The organism is Pseudomonas sp. LBUM1661, from assembly GCF_059695925.1.
On the sequence record NZ_CP166794.1, the window covers coordinates 6,682,896 to 6,696,454 of the forward strand.

The 13,559-nt window shown below is 57.9% G+C and carries 10 protein-coding genes and 1 pseudogene; 4 read left to right on the forward strand and 7 right to left on the reverse strand.

All coding sequences use genetic code 11. The annotated features are described in order from the left end of the window. Nucleotides 1-2: 2 nt before the first annotated feature. Genes tssH through tssA form a run of 7 tightly spaced genes read right to left on the reverse strand, consistent with a single transcriptional unit; the run spans nt 3 to nt 9,400 of the window. Nucleotides 3-2,591 carry a type VI secretion system ATPase TssH gene (gene tssH / locus ACA057_RS30795; RefSeq protein ID WP_497344791.1) on the reverse strand — a complete coding sequence of 863 codons (2,589 nt, stop codon included), beginning with the start codon at nt 2,589-2,591 and terminating at the stop codon, nt 3-5. A 13-nt stretch (nt 2,592-2,604) separates the two neighbouring features. Further along, nucleotides 2,605-3,612, reverse strand: a complete 1,008-nt coding sequence (tssG, locus tag ACA057_RS30800) for a type VI secretion system baseplate subunit TssG (protein WP_497344793.1) — start codon at nt 3,610-3,612, stop codon at nt 2,605-2,607. Further along, nucleotides 3,576-5,363: a type VI secretion system baseplate subunit TssF gene (gene tssF / locus ACA057_RS30805; RefSeq protein ID WP_497344795.1), complete on the reverse strand. Its 1,788-nt coding sequence runs from the start codon at nt 5,361-5,363 to the stop codon at nt 3,576-3,578. The genes tssG and tssF overlap by 37 nt, the downstream gene beginning before the upstream one ends. A gap of 19 nt (nt 5,364-5,382) precedes the next feature. Next, nucleotides 5,383-5,790: a type VI secretion system baseplate subunit TssE gene (tssE, locus tag ACA057_RS30810; RefSeq protein WP_497344797.1), complete on the reverse strand. Its 408-nt coding sequence runs from the start codon at nt 5,788-5,790 to the stop codon at nt 5,383-5,385. 13 nt (nt 5,791-5,803) lie between these two features. Then, nucleotides 5,804-7,279: a type VI secretion system contractile sheath large subunit gene (tssC, locus tag ACA057_RS30815; protein WP_497344799.1), complete on the reverse strand. Its 1,476-nt coding sequence runs from the start codon at nt 7,277-7,279 to the stop codon at nt 5,804-5,806. A gap of 28 nt (nt 7,280-7,307) precedes the next feature. After that, nucleotides 7,308-7,811, reverse strand: coding sequence for a type VI secretion system contractile sheath small subunit (tssB, locus tag ACA057_RS30820; RefSeq protein ID WP_497344801.1), 504 nt, complete (start codon nt 7,809-7,811; stop codon nt 7,308-7,310). 32 nt (nt 7,812-7,843) lie between these two features. Next, nucleotides 7,844-9,400, reverse strand: a complete 1,557-nt coding sequence (tssA, locus tag ACA057_RS30825) for a type VI secretion system protein TssA (protein ID WP_497344803.1) — start codon at nt 9,398-9,400, stop codon at nt 7,844-7,846. Between the two features lie 564 nt (nt 9,401-9,964). Between tssA and ACA057_RS30830 the strand changes: the two genes are divergently transcribed. The 4 genes and pseudogenes from ACA057_RS30830 (at nt 9,965) to ACA057_RS30845 (ending at nt 13,341) form a co-directional block, all read left to right on the forward strand. Further along, on the forward strand, nt 9,965-11,314 hold the full coding sequence (locus ACA057_RS30830) for a DUF6861 domain-containing protein (protein WP_497344805.1): 1,350 nt from the start codon (nt 9,965-9,967) through the stop codon (nt 11,312-11,314). An 11-nt stretch (nt 11,315-11,325) separates the two neighbouring features. After that, the gene (locus ACA057_RS30835; RefSeq protein WP_497344807.1) at nt 11,326-11,946 is read left to right on the forward strand and encodes a GAD-like domain-containing protein; all 621 of its coding nucleotides are present in this window, start codon (nt 11,326-11,328) and stop codon (nt 11,944-11,946) included. A 24-nt stretch (nt 11,947-11,970) separates the two neighbouring features. After that, on the forward strand, nt 11,971-12,663 hold the full coding sequence (locus tag ACA057_RS30840) for a hypothetical protein (RefSeq protein WP_497344809.1): 693 nt from the start codon (nt 11,971-11,973) through the stop codon (nt 12,661-12,663). Then, a pseudogene (locus ACA057_RS30845) lies at nt 12,656-13,341 on the forward strand (DUF2931 family protein). The gene ACA057_RS30840 and the pseudogene ACA057_RS30845 overlap by 8 nt, the downstream one beginning before the upstream one ends. Nucleotides 13,342-13,559 lie beyond the last annotated feature (218 nt).

Below are 13,559 nucleotides of genomic sequence, written 5' to 3' on the forward strand. Positions count from 1 at the left end.
CCTCAAGCGAACTCGCAGATGACACCGGCATTGCCGTCGAGGGTTGCGTGGACGCGTATGAGGCTTTCGCCGGCGGCCATCGCATCGAGCAAACGATCGGCTACCCGTGGCAGCACGTGCAGGTCCAGCAAGTGGTCGATCAGGCGTGCGCCGCTGTCGCTTTGGGTGCAGCGTTCGACCAAGTGATCGACAAGGTCCTGGGAGTAAGTGAAATCCAGCTGACGACGGTTCAGCCGCTCGCTCAAACGGCCGAGTTTGACTTCAATCAGCTCACGCAGCACCGGACCGCCCACCGGGTAGTACGGCACCACGCGCATCCGCGCCAGCAGCGCCGGTTTGAAATGCTTGCTGAGAACCGGGCGGATGGTTTCCTCGAGCACTTCGGCGGTGGGACGCGCGCCGTTTTCGCAGAGCTCGCTGATGCGCTCGCTGCCCAGGTTCGAGGTCATCAGGATCAGCGTATTGCGGAAGTCGATCTCGCGCCCTTCCCCGTCATTCGCCACGCCTTTGTCGAAGATTTGGTAGAACAGGTTGAGCACGTCCGGGTCGGCTTTCTCGACTTCATCAAGCAACACCACCGAGTACGGTTTCTGTCGCACGGCCTCTGTGAGCATGCCCCCTTCGCCATAACCGACGTAACCCGGCGGCGCACCGATCAGGCGCGAGACGGTGTGCTTTTCCTGGAACTCGGACATGTTGAGGGTGGTGATGAAACGATCGCCGCCATACAGCAAATCGGCGAGGGCCAGCGCTGTTTCAGTCTTGCCGACGCCGCTCGGGCCGACCAACAGGAACACCCCAACCGGCGCATCCGGTTTGTTCAGGCCGGCAGCGGTGGCGCGCATCGAGCGATCCAAGGCGTGAACGGCTTGCTCCTGACCGCGAATGCGCGAGCGCAGATCAGTAGCGAAGCTCGCGACCTTGGCATTGTGTTCGCGGGCCAGTTGCGCCAGCGGCACGCCGGTCCAGGCGCTGATCACTTCAGCCACCAGACGCGGGCAGACTTCGAAACTCACCAGCCGTTCTTTGACCTGGGCATCGGTCAGGGCTCGGTGGGTTTCGTTCAGCGCGGCTTCCAGGGATTTGACGCTCTGGGTTTCATCGATGACAACAGTTTCACGGGCCTTGGCCAGTTGTTGACGCAGATCCAGCAGGCGCTCGGCCAGGTCTTTCTGTTCGACCCAGAGAGTTTCCAGCGCGCCCCTTTCGTCTTCGGCGGCGGCCAGTCGATCTTCTAAAGCGTCCAGCGCCTCATGATCGATCAGCAAGCCTGCTTCAGCGTCGCGGCGCAGGGCCTGACGCTGACAGCCACCTTCGGCCAACTCGCCTCGCAGACGCTCAAGACTTTCCGGGGCGGCGGCGAGGCTGATGCGCACACGGGCACACGCGGTGTCGAGCACATCGACGGCTTTGTCCGGCAGCTGACGGCCCGCGAGGTAACGGGCGGACAGCTCGGCCGCCGCCACCACAGCGTCATCACGCAAGTAAATACCGTGGCTTTTTTCATACACCTGAGCCAGGCCACGAAGGATGGTCACCGCTTCGCTGACAGTCGGTTCGTGCAGTTGCACCGGTTGAAAACGACGGGCCAGCGCCGGGTCTTTTTCGAAGTATTTCTTGAACTCCGTCCAGGTGGTCGCGGCGATGGTACGCAACTCGCCACGGGCCAGCGCCGGCTTGAGCAGGTTGGCCGCATCGGAACCACCGGCATTGCCGCCCGCGCCAATCAGCGTGTGGGCTTCGTCGATAAAGATGATGATCGGTTTTGGTGAGGCTTTGACTTCGTCGATCACACCTTTGAGGCGGCGTTCGAATTCACCTTTGACGCTGGCACCGGCCTGCAGCAGGCCCATGTCCAGCGACAGCAGTTCGACGCCCTTGAGCACCTGCGGCACTTCCCCGGCCGCAATGCGCGACGCCAGGCCTTCGACGATCGCTGTTTTGCCGACGCCGGCTTCACCGACCACGATCGGGTTGTTCTTGCGGCGACGGGCGAGGATGTCGACCATCTGCCGGATCGCGCCATCGCGGCACAGCACCGGGTCGAGTTTGCCATCGCGGGCCTGTTGGGTCAGGTTGTGGGTGAAGCGTTCAAGCAATGATTCGCCAGGTACGGCCGGTTTGCCGGTGGCCGGTTGTGCTTTCTGCGACAGGGCAAACTCTTTCAGGCGGTCGATGTTCAACCTGGCCAGCAACGACTGGTAGCGGCTGCCGGCATAGCGCATCGGGTTACGCAGCAACGCTAGGATCAAAGCGGCTTGCTCGACCTGGCTCTGGCCCAGTTCAAGGTTGGCCACCAGCAACGCATCTTGCAGCCACTGCACCAGTTCCGGGGCGAACACCGGATTGCGCGAAGCGCTGTGCTCGACCCGCGATTGCAACGCTGCGCATAGTTCACCGGCATCCACTTCGGCGTCTTGCAGTGCGCGTGCGAGCAAGCCTTGCGGGCGCTCCAACAGGCCCAGCAGCAGGTCTTCGACAAGGATCTTGCTGCCACCCCGGGCGACGCAGCGTTCGGCAGAGCTTTCCAGGTCACGCCGGGTTTCGGCGTCCAGCGCCTGGATCAGTTGTTGCAGGTCTACGTTGATCATTGGTCATCTGTCCTTAATGAATTTTGCTGCCCAGGGTCACCACGCCGTCCGCTTTTTCGCGGCCGAGCCAACTGGTCCAGCCCAAGCGACAGGCGTTCTGCTCGCCGATGCGCAGTTCACGGATTTCTTCCTGGCGCAGGACCAGGCGCATGTCGTAATCAAGCGGGTCACGCAGGGTGAATCGCACCAGCGCGCACAGCGGCTGGTAGCCGAAACCGATCGGCAGGAATTCGTGAAAGCGCCGCCAGTCGAGTTCGCGGATGTGAATGCGGAATTTGCCGCTGCGGTCGCGCACGTGTTCGCCCAGCACCAGGTTGTCGCCGAGCAGGCTGTTGGCACGCCCCAAACCATTGCGTTGTTCGTCGAGGATTTCGACGCGACGCTCGATGCACTGCTCGATGGTCAGTTCGGCATGCTTGAAGTAGTAACGCAGCACCGCTTCGATCAACGCCGCCGAGTGCGCCCGCAAGCTGAGCAGGCCGAGGTAGGGCAGCAGGCGTTTCCAGTTCAATTCCTGGGCCCTGCGGATCTCCTCGCCGCCGAGTCCGATCAACGCAAACAGCTGCGAGGAAAACGGGTCGAGGGCGCCGCTCTGGAAGCTGGCGCGGTAGCGGTACTTTTGCCAGATCGGCAGCATCAGCCGTTGCAGGCGATGGTGGAACAGGTCAAGGAAGTTGCGGGTCGGGTTACCGTCTTCGCTATCGCCCAGCGCTTGTTCACCGTAAAACGCCGGCAGTGGCGAACCGGAACCCACCAGGCCAATCAGGTTGAACCGCAGGCGCGCGCGCAGTTGTCCGTGCTCTTCGAAAAACTCCACGCGATCGACATCGCTGCCGGGGAAACCCAGGCTCGGATTGGCCTGGAATTCCAACTGGTCGTACAGGTCGTCTTCACTCAGTTGCGGGTGCGCCTCGCGCAACCGGTCAACCACCAGCAGCACGGCCTGAAACAGCGAGTACTCGCGTATTACCCGGCTCAACCCACTCAAAGCAGGGGCTGCAGGCCCATTCGTGGTGTCCATTGGTACACCTCTCCTTGTGTACTTTTTACCCGCAACTCGTGGTACGAATTGAGGCTGGCGTAAAGCGCGAAAAACTCGTTGAGAACCGACGCGAACACGAACACATCGCCTTCGCCGATATACCCTTGCGGGTCGATGGTCAGCTCGGTGCGCAACCCGCGTACCGGTAACCCTCGGTGCAACCGGTCAACGTGCTGGTGCTTGATCGACTTGAGCCCGCCCAGCAGGCGTTTGCTGACTTTCGCCGCGTGTTGGTCGTAGTAACGCGGCAGGTCGTAGGTTTCGAGAATCACCTTCAACGCGTTGACGTCGGCCAGGGACAGGTAGTTAAGCGACATGTTGCTGATCAGCTTCCACAGAAAGTCACGGTTCAGCGGCGGCGCGAAACTCGAGGTGGCCGGGGTGATGTTGCGGAAACTCAAAAACTCCGGCGTCTTGTCGCAGGCTCGGTTGATGTCGCCGAGCTTGAGCTTGCGCGGCAGGTTCTGGTTGGTGCACATCAACTCGATCGACAGGGTTTCGTGGGCTACGGTTTGGCGCAGACTAAAGCTCAGATGGGTGTCCAGGCCGTCGTGCAGCGAAGACGGACGCGGGCGAATGCTGTAGTGGGGACGACTGGCAGGGACGTCGAAACTCGGATCGTGCTCGAAGGATTCGAACGGCACGTATGCCTGGTAACCGTGGCCGCCGGGTTTCCAGCCAGTGACACTTTCCACCGAGAACACACCACAGCTTTCCAGGTTGTATTTGGCCGGCAGCAGCAGGTATTCGTCCTGCTTGCCGTCGAGGCGGATCGGCATTGCATCGTGCTTGAACAGGTTCACGATCGGCGTGCAGTAGAGCTTCACGTTGTCCAGGGTCGGCCGCAGTCGCTGAATGCCACTCTTGCGAATATCGAAGCGCAGTTCCAGGCCACGCATCTGCTTGAGGGTGTCTTCCGGCAAGGCCTTGAGCAGGTCCAGGCCGTTGATGTCGACGAACAGGAACTTGTCCTGAAAGGCAAAGTATTCCTGCAAATAACGATAGCCGCGGAACGTGTTCAGTGGGTACGGGATCAACGCCTCTTCTTCAGCAAACCCCACCGGTTGCACCCGGTCGCCGGGGATCTTGAACGCCATCGGCGTATCGTTGACGCCATTGATGGGCTGACCCGCACCGTCCAGCGGGATCAGCTCGATACCTTCCAGATGACGTAACAGGCTGAGGTAAAGCATCTGGCTGATATAACGTTCACCCGCGAAGTGCAGGCGCAGGCGACTCAGTTCCAACTCGCCCAAGTGACCGTCGGCGCGCATCTCCAGACGCAGGCTCAGGAGCGAACCGTCCCCCTTCACCGAGTACGTCAGTGCGGCCAGCTCCAGTGGCAAAACCTCAGTCGGATAGCAGGTGTGGAAACGGCAGTGCACGCCGTCTATCGGCACACTTTCAACCGGCGTTTCACGCTCCACCCTCAACGCCGGACCGGAACGCGTCAACGGATCGAACTGCAAAATGCTGAACGCCGGCAGCGGCCGCATGTAGTTGGGCCACAGCAGGTGCATCAACGAATGGCTGAGCTCCGGCAACTCGTCGTCGAGCTTCTCGCGCAGGCGACCGGTCAGGAATGCAAAGCCTTCAAGCAACCGCTCCACGTCCGGATCTCGCCCCGCCTGCCCCAGGAATGGCGCCAACGCCGGGCTACGCTCGGCGAATCGACGACCTAACTGGCGAAGTGCCGTGAGTTCGCTTTGGTAGTAGTGGTTTAAGGACACGCGCGATACCTGTTGGTCATTAGCTGATGTTGACTTGGCCGCTGCCATCCAGGCGCGCGGCGAAACTGACCTGGCGCTTGAAACCCTCGACTTCCAGCAAGCCTTCGATACTGAAGGACAGGCGAAGCTGATCGTGTTCACGCGGCAGGGAGATCACACGCACGTTGCTCAGGCGTGGCTCATAGGCTTCGATGAAACGTTCGATGGCCAGGCGGGCCTGACTCAGGGAGTCGTGCAGGCTCAGGCGCATGTCATTGAGATCCGGGAGCCCGTAATCGGACAGCGTTTGCACGCTGCCCGCACGGGTGCTGAGCATCTTGGCCAGATGGGCAGCCACGGACGCCATGGCGGAAACTTCAAGGCTCCAGCCAACGCGTTTATCTGCGTCGCCCCCCAGGCGTTCGAATAGGCTGCCGTATCCGGTCATGAGTTGGCTCCGCTTACTCTTTGTCCAGCTTGCCCACCAGCGACAGGGTGAAGTCGGCACCCATGTATTTGAAATGCGGGCGCACATTCAGGCTGACGCGGTACCAGCCAGGCTCGCCTTCAACATCGCTGACGACGATTTGCGCAGCGCGCAGCGGACGCCGGCCACGGACTTCGGCGCTCGGGTTTTCCTGGTCGGCCACGTACTGGCGGATCCACTTGTTCAGCTCCAGTTCGAGGTCGGTGCGTTCTTTCCACGAACCAAGTTGCTCGCGCTGCAGCACTTTCAAGTAATGAGCCAGGCGGTTGACGATCATCATGTAGGGCAGCTGTGTACCGAGCTTGTAGTTCAGCTCGGCCGTCTTGCCTTCAGCGCTGATGCCGAAGAACTTGGGCTTCTGCACCGAGCTGGCGGAGAAGAACGCCGCGTTGTCGCTGCCCTTGCGCATGGTCAGGGAGATGAAGCCCTCCTCGGCCAGCTCGTATTCGCGACGGTCGGACACCAGCACTTCGGTCGGGATCTTGGTTTCGATTTCGCCCATGCTTTCGAAGTGGTGCAGCGGCAGGTCTTCAACGGCGCCACCGCTCTGCGGGCCGATGATGTTCGGGCACCAGCGAAATTTGGCGAAACTGTCGGTCAACCGGGTGCCGAACGCGTAAGCAGTGTTGCCCCACAGATAGTGTTCGTGGCTGTTGGCGACGGTTTCCTTGTACACGAACGATTTGACCGGGTTTTCTTCCGGGTCGTACGGGTTACGCAGCAGGAAGCGCGGCACGGTCAGGCCAACGTAACGAGCGTCTTCCGACTCGCGAAAGCTCTGCCATTTGGCGAAGTGCGGGCCGTCGAAGTGATCTTTCAGATCCTTCAGGTCCGGCAGGCCGGTGAAGCTTTCCAGGCCGAAGAATTTTGGACTGGCAGCGGCAATGAACGGCGCATGGGCCATGCAGGCAACGCTGGACACGTACTGCATCAGCTTCACGTCCGGCGAGCTTGGGGACATGAAGTAGTTGGCGATGATCGCGCCCACCGGCTGGCCACCGAACTGACCGTATTCAGCGGTGTAGATGTGCTTGTACAGGCCCGCCTGCATCACTTCCGGCGAATCTTCGAAGTCGTCCAGCAGATCCTCTTTGGAGACGTTGAGGATTTCGATCTTGATGTTTTCGCGGAAGTTGGTGCGCTCTACCAGCAGCTGCAAGCCACGCCACGAGGACTCCAGGGACTGGAAGTGCGGGTGATGGAGGATTTCGTCCATCTGATGGCTGAGTTTGGCATCGATCTCGGCGATCATGCGGTCAACCATGGCTTTCTTGACCGGCTCACCATGGTTCTGCGGCTTGAGCAGCTCTTCGATGAAGGCCGACACACCGCGCTTGGCGATGTTGTAGGCTTCGTCGTCCGGGGTCAGGCGGGTTTCGGCAATGATGCTGTCGAGAATGCTGTATTCGCCGTTCTCGTGACTCTTTTGCTGCGCTGCGCTGGTGCTCATAGTGTTGGCTTCCTTGGCTGATGGTGACTCAAGCGTTCTGCGCTGCGGCGTTCAGGCCCAGCTCACCCAGTACGCGTCCGCGGGAATCGTCGTCGGCCAGAACCCCTTCGATGGCTTTGCGGAACGCAGGCGCGTTACCCAGCGGGCCTTTGAGGGCGACCAATGCGTCGCGCAATTCCATCAGTTTTTTCAGTTCAGGCACTTGCTGGACCAGGCTGGCCGGGTTGAAGTTCTTCATCGAGTTGACGCGCAACTGCACGCCTAACTCATCAGTGCTGCCCTCTTCCTGAAGACGGTTCGGTACGCTCAGCGTCAGTTGCAGCTCTTGCTTGGCCAGCACCTCGTCGAAGGTCATTTTGTCGATGCTGATAGGCTTGCGCTCTTCGACTTTGCGTTCGTCCTTGCGGTGGGTGTAGTCACCGATTGCCAGTAGTTTCAGCGGCAGTTCAATCTCTTCCTGAGCACCGCCGGTGGCAGGTTTGAACGTGACGTTGATGCGTTCCTTGGGGGCTACCGAGCCTTCTTTGGCCATGGCTAATTTCCTTGCGGTTGTGGCCCGTGGGCCTATTCGAGTACCACTTCGAGATCGAGATGGCACAGCCTGCGATATATCTCTTCCTTGCGTTCACGGACGGCATGGTTCTGCGGTAACAACTCGCAGCAGCTATGCAGCAAATGCAGCACCTCCAGCGCAAGATCGGGCTCCCAGGCGTTCAGGCCTGAGTCCTGTAATGTTTGGTCGAGGGTTTCGAGTTGGGCCTTGGCCAGTTCATATTTCTTGGCCATGAAACACAGCCGCGCGAGGGCGAACTGCCAGAAGAATCGAACGCGCCCGCTTTGGGCGCTTTGCAGGTCCTGCTTGAGGATTTGTACGGCCGCCTTGAGACCGTCCTTGCGCAGGATCGGCAAGACTGATTCCAGGGCCAGTTCCCAGGCCGTTTGGGTGTCGACGACTTCGGCCTTGCGCGGCGCACTGGCACTTTGCAGATGCGGCATGACGTGGGCGCTGATCCATGCGCGAGTGGCCGGATCGGCGAATGGGGCGCCGTCATGAAAACGCAATTCGATGATGCCGGGCAGGCGCTGAATCAATAGCGAGAAGTGAATTTCCACTTCACGCATGGCCATTTCGGCATTCAGATTCTGGAGGCATTCCCAGACCATTCGTTGACCGTCAAACCAGAACGGCGCCTTGGCTAGACTGGCTTCGAGTTCCACCAACAGGTCGGCATACTTCGCTTGGTCGTAACGGTCCTGAAAGGACTTGAGTTTGTCGCCCGGTAAGCCACGCAGAACGGTGATCTGTTCGGCGTTACGCTCGGGCACGGCATCGACGGGCAACCAAAGCAGCGTGCGATTCAGTCGCAGTGCACGCAGGTCGGTGGCTTTCTGCTTGAGCCACCAGGCGCACAGAGGGCGGGCGTTTTCCTGTTGGGCGCGCAAGGCCTTGTGCGCCTCTTTCTCGTTATCGATCGGTGCACCGGGAGTGAACAACTGCGTAGCGGCCTGCTTGACCTGAGCCACAGCGGCGCTCACCACACCGGGCTCCGGCTGGTTGTCGGCGGCGCGCTGGACCAGGTTTTTCAAGCGGCGGGAGATCGGCAGCAGCAAAGGCGCATCGTCACCCAGGTGCTGGGTGCAGGCAGCATCGAGGCCTTCCAGATGCTCCACCAGACGGCGGAACAGGGGCAATTGCTCCTTGATCGCGATGTTTTCGTTCAGGACCTGCTCAAGACGCGGCACCAACCAACTGATCGCAGCGGAGCGGGTGCGGCCCTTGCTCGGGTAAATCTCGGTCCAGTGGTGTTCACACAAATGGTGCAGCAAACCGAGACCTGCCAGCAGCCCCTGGAAGGATTCACGCTGGTACAGAGCCCATGTCAGCCAGGCGCCAACACGCAAATCCTTGGATTGGCTTCGCAACAGTTTTTCGCTGTTATCGCGGATTTTCAGCCAGTCGATCTGACCGCTTTCGTGCATGGATTGGGCTTTGCTCAGCTCACTTTCCAACGCTTCATAGTCGATCGAATAGCGAGCGTCCTCGCCTGCGAAATTCTCGTCAGAAACGGGTGACTGGGCAAGATCGAGATAATGCGCCGAGAGCTTGTTGGCATAGGTCATATGAATTTACAACTTGCGCGCACAAGTATTGTTTCAAGCTGACGCCAATCTACGGCTGGAATTCTAGGCAAGGGTGCTCGACTCCGTGTTAAGCAAAAGAGCTTCCGTTCAAGGTTCGAGAACTTACTCTGGAGTCGAAGATCATGTCTGTAGGAGAATTCGCCGCTTCGCTGCGACTGATCCTTCAGTAATGTAAGACGAGGATGAGGCCGAGATGGCGGCGATTCTCACCAAACAACAAAACCGAGTCAGCTGACTCGCAAAGCCAGAAAAACAGAACCCGATTGGTGTCATGATCAATCGGGTTTTTTCTTTGGCTCAGCATCACAGTGTTCGGCTTCAAATCATGTGGAGCGCACTCGTAAGATAGGCATGCACCCAAGCGCAGACTTAAGACGTGTCATTGTTTGTCAAAGATGCAACATTCTGAAATGGGGAAGTGTCTGTCCGAGGTAAGAGAGTTTTCCTACATCAACCCGCCCAACACCTTGTTAGCGTTATTTCGGTAACGGCCGCCAGGGTAATGGGGTCCACTAGCGGGCGAAATGTCAGGGAGACATTCGAATGTTTTTATGGAACTTCGTGCCTACGTGGCATGAGATAGAAGACCGAATACGTCATGAGATGGGTTACCAGGGAAGCGCTAGCTTTCGCACGCATCTCAACGAAGTTGTCCCTTCCTTATCTCTCAATATCCGTCGTATCAGCAGTGTCAGGTCTGCGTTCAACCGGGCTGAGTGGGAAGCTGGTCGTTTGTTGAGGCAGCGCTTTTCTGATCTCGACATCTCCAGCATCCTCAACGAGTTGCTCGACGTCGTCACGCAAATGGCGATGATCGTCGCTGGCAGTGTGTTGACCGGAGGGGCCATCGGGGCGGGTGTAGGCGCATTTTTCGCAGGCGCAGGTGCCATTCCCATGGGGGCCGCTGGCGCCGCAATGGGGTTGCACGTCAGCACCTGGATATTGGGAGTACTCGGCCTGACGTCCATCGCCGAGTTTTTTGTCGAGGGCTTGCCGCGCATTGGCGAGTACTACCTGACGGGCATCAACATCGCGTGGAAAGGCCCGCGCGGCGACGACGGGTTGAACCCGTTCAGCCAGGACGATCCTTTCGCTCAGGACAGAGCCGTCCACCACATCGCACTGGGGCATGTAGAGGTTATCGTCCTGCTGCTGGGAGCCATCGTTGAATACCTTACGCGCGGTCGAGGCAATGCCAATGTCCTCGCCCAGGAAATGCGAGCCAGTTCCAAAGGGGCGCGGTTAGGCGAATGGATGCTCAAGCATGAAGACGCGCTGAAAAAACGACCCGATCTGCAACCGCCTGAGCGGAGTAAAAGCCCATTTGGTCAGCAGGAGCCGGCACCGCCAGCACATCGTCCACCAGGAAAAGACAAAGATTCCCCGCGTGACAAACCGAACGCCATGCCGCTGCATAAAGTCGAATGTTTCAAAGCGGATAAGATGCCAGCGTCTAAAATCGGGGAGTTCGAGCGGCAGTTGAAGGGGCAAGAGGACGGGCTGAATCGGCTGACGGTTGATGAGTATCTGGAGAATATTGCTAATCCCGTGAAGCGTAGCCCAAAGGCCGCCAGACAGGCTCGAAAGGATTTACAAGACACGTTGCAAGAGCGTTTTCAAAAGGAGTATTTGAAAACCATGAGCGCCAAGTCTGCAAGAGAAGAGAGTATGAAGAAAGCCAAGGAAACGATGTCAAACCTAGCAGGACTGCACAATCCAGATCTTGGCGCGGGGGGTAAAGATATCATTGCAGACTTTGGTGATCGCCAAGTCAACTCCAGTATTGGTCCTCAGTGGCGGCCAAAAATTGCGAATTTGAAAAAAGCTGCGGAGACAGTGCCATCGACTCTACGCGTCGACACATATCTCAATGTAAAACTTCACAAATGCTAAGGGGAAGAACCATGGATGAGGTGTTTTCAATTTTTCTGGAGACGTTTGGCAAGCCAGTTGATCGGCAGGAAGTACCGACGTCGAGTATCGAGCGCTATCAAGGCAAGCTACCCAATCAGTTGCTGGAATACTGGGCTGAACACGGCTGGAGCGGTTACGGTGACGGCATTTTCTGGATAGTGAATCCGCAAGAATACGAAGGGGTGGTGGCATCCTGGCTTGAGGGGACGAAGTTTGAGGCGTTTGACACTTACCACCTGATTGCTCGTAGCGCCTTTGGCGATTTGTACCTCTGGGGCGAAAAAACGGGGTTTTCGCTTAAGGTAACCAGCGTTCTTTCTCGGGTTGTTATCAAAGACTTCGATTTTTTTACGAGTGAGGAGATGGACAGAGAGCTACAAGGTTTTCTGCTTTCCAGGAACGTGGACTCTAACGATTATGGCGACCTGTTCAAGCCAGCGAAGAAAAAGCTCGGCCCCCTGCGTCACGACGAAATGTACGGTTTCGTTCCAGCACTGATGTTCGGCGGCCCCGACACCCTCGACCATTTAGAGAAGGTGAAGGCAGTAGAGCATCTGACCCTGCTGTCTCAGATCGCCGAGCTTCAGCCCTATAGTTTTTCAGACCTCTGAGGCAGGTATCAGGGGCAGATTTCAATGAAATCTTCGATCAATGATCTGCCCCCAAATTTCTCACTCGCTTACCTGAACATGAATCTCCCCCAGGGTTCCTTCGTGAGGCAGACGGCTGACTGTGGGATTGGGAGAGCGAACATGGTTGAACGAGTTCTGCTTACCAAGCCGCGCTGTAGCCGCGACATGGAACTCTACGTGCCTTCTACAGTGTCAACCGCCTATCGCTGGGCTCAGCAAGAACTGGGTCGCCTTCAGGATCAGCTCAATCTGTATGGGCTGACGCTGGAGGTGAAAACCTGGTCGGTAGAGACTACTAGCAACGTCAAGGGCGATAGATCCAAAGGCAAAAGCGTCTATGCAGCGGTTCGTAGCGAGCGAACTGTGCGCAACGATCTGGCCTTGATTTACCTGCGCATCATGCGTGAGTTGGGGGCCAGGCACGACGTCCCGTTCAAGGTTATTGACGAAGAGGATCAACAGTTCGCGTTACCGGTGGAGCTGAAACCGATTGCCGAAAAACTGATGGCTTATGCGCTGGGCGAGACCCGCCGCGCGGGCTTGAACGTATTCGAGCAGGAGTTGCTCTGTCACCGCTACATTCATCTTTCTGCCAACTGGAATGCTGCCAAAGGCTGGAACAACAGCGGACTGGACATCATGTTTATCAATCGACCCGCCGAGAACTATGTACGCGTGGTTCATCCCAATGAGTAAGCGCTCATGGATGCTCAAATTTGGCTTTGCGCTACTGATCCCACTGTTGGGCGGATGTGCCGTTGGCGGTCACAGATCATTACCTTATGACGATTGGAGTCTCAGATTTTTTTCGCTTGACTACATGGAGGTCTGGATCGAAACGGCGGATGTCGTTGATATCAATGAGCGTGTGTTTCGAGGTGCTGGTAGCGGAATACCCGCCGGTACTTATCCACGACCGTTTAGTAAGGGCATACCAACCCATTTTAGGGGGGATCCAAAAGGATGGCCTGAACATCCAGGAGGAAAAGGTCGATTTGTAAGAGGCGCTGATCTACCTCGCTTAGTCTACGTCCGCTGGCAACCATGGCCGAACCGCAGACTTATGAAGCGTACATAGAGATCCCTGAATCGGCGCGAAACACCATGCTTCAAGGTGAGAAAACCTTCTGCCGTGCCGACGGAAAATGGATAACGGATTACAGAGACATACTGGTAGTGGGCCTTGCGCCGGGAGGAATCGCCAAGGTGTGGCTGGGCGGTCAATGTTTATTGTCGACCGAAGTCACCCGCGTCCAAGGCACGATCAATCCCAAAGGCCCCTACGGGGGCACGTCCAATGGAAAACATAGGCCCCTCTCAGAAGAGTCCAAAGCCTACATCGACAATTTCGGAATTCCCTATGGAAGTTGGTAGGAGAGCCAACGTTTCCGATGGTTAAACACCGCCCAACAGCGCTTGTTTAAAAAGCCTTTAGGTTACTTCCTGCAAGCTACAACACCTTGTGCCGTTGCCTACAGATACGCCAGAATCCGCCGTCTTGTGCGCTTTGGGGTCGGTCGGTAACTTGGTTCCTGTCACTGCCCATCAGTGATCGGGTTTAGTCGCCTGCTGGTAATTGAAGTTGCACAAGC

Bases quoted from the DNA above. Each gene is read 5' to 3' on its own strand.
- tssH (WP_497344791.1), bottom strand. From the start codon at position 2,591: ATGATCAACGTAGACCTGCAACAACTGATCCAGGCGCTGGACGCCGAA.
- tssC (WP_497344799.1), bottom strand. From the start codon at position 7,279: ATGAGCACCAGCGCAGCGCAGCAAAAGAGTCACGAGAACGGCGAATAC.
- tssG (WP_497344793.1), bottom strand. From the start codon at position 3,612: ATGGACACCACGAATGGGCCTGCAGCCCCTGCTTTGAGTGGGTTGAGC.
- tssB (WP_497344801.1), bottom strand. From the start codon at position 7,811: ATGGCCAAAGAAGGCTCGGTAGCCCCCAAGGAACGCATCAACGTCACG.
- ACA057_RS30840 (WP_497344809.1), top strand. From the start codon at position 11,971: ATGAAATCTTCGATCAATGATCTGCCCCCAAATTTCTCACTCGCTTAC.
- tssE (WP_497344797.1), bottom strand. From the start codon at position 5,790: ATGACCGGATACGGCAGCCTATTCGAACGCCTGGGGGGCGACGCAGAT.
- ACA057_RS30835 (WP_497344807.1), top strand. From the start codon at position 11,326: ATGGATGAGGTGTTTTCAATTTTTCTGGAGACGTTTGGCAAGCCAGTT.
- tssA (WP_497344803.1), bottom strand. From the start codon at position 9,400: ATGACCTATGCCAACAAGCTCTCGGCGCATTATCTCGATCTTGCCCAG.
- ACA057_RS30830 (WP_497344805.1), top strand. From the start codon at position 9,965: ATGTTTTTATGGAACTTCGTGCCTACGTGGCATGAGATAGAAGACCGA.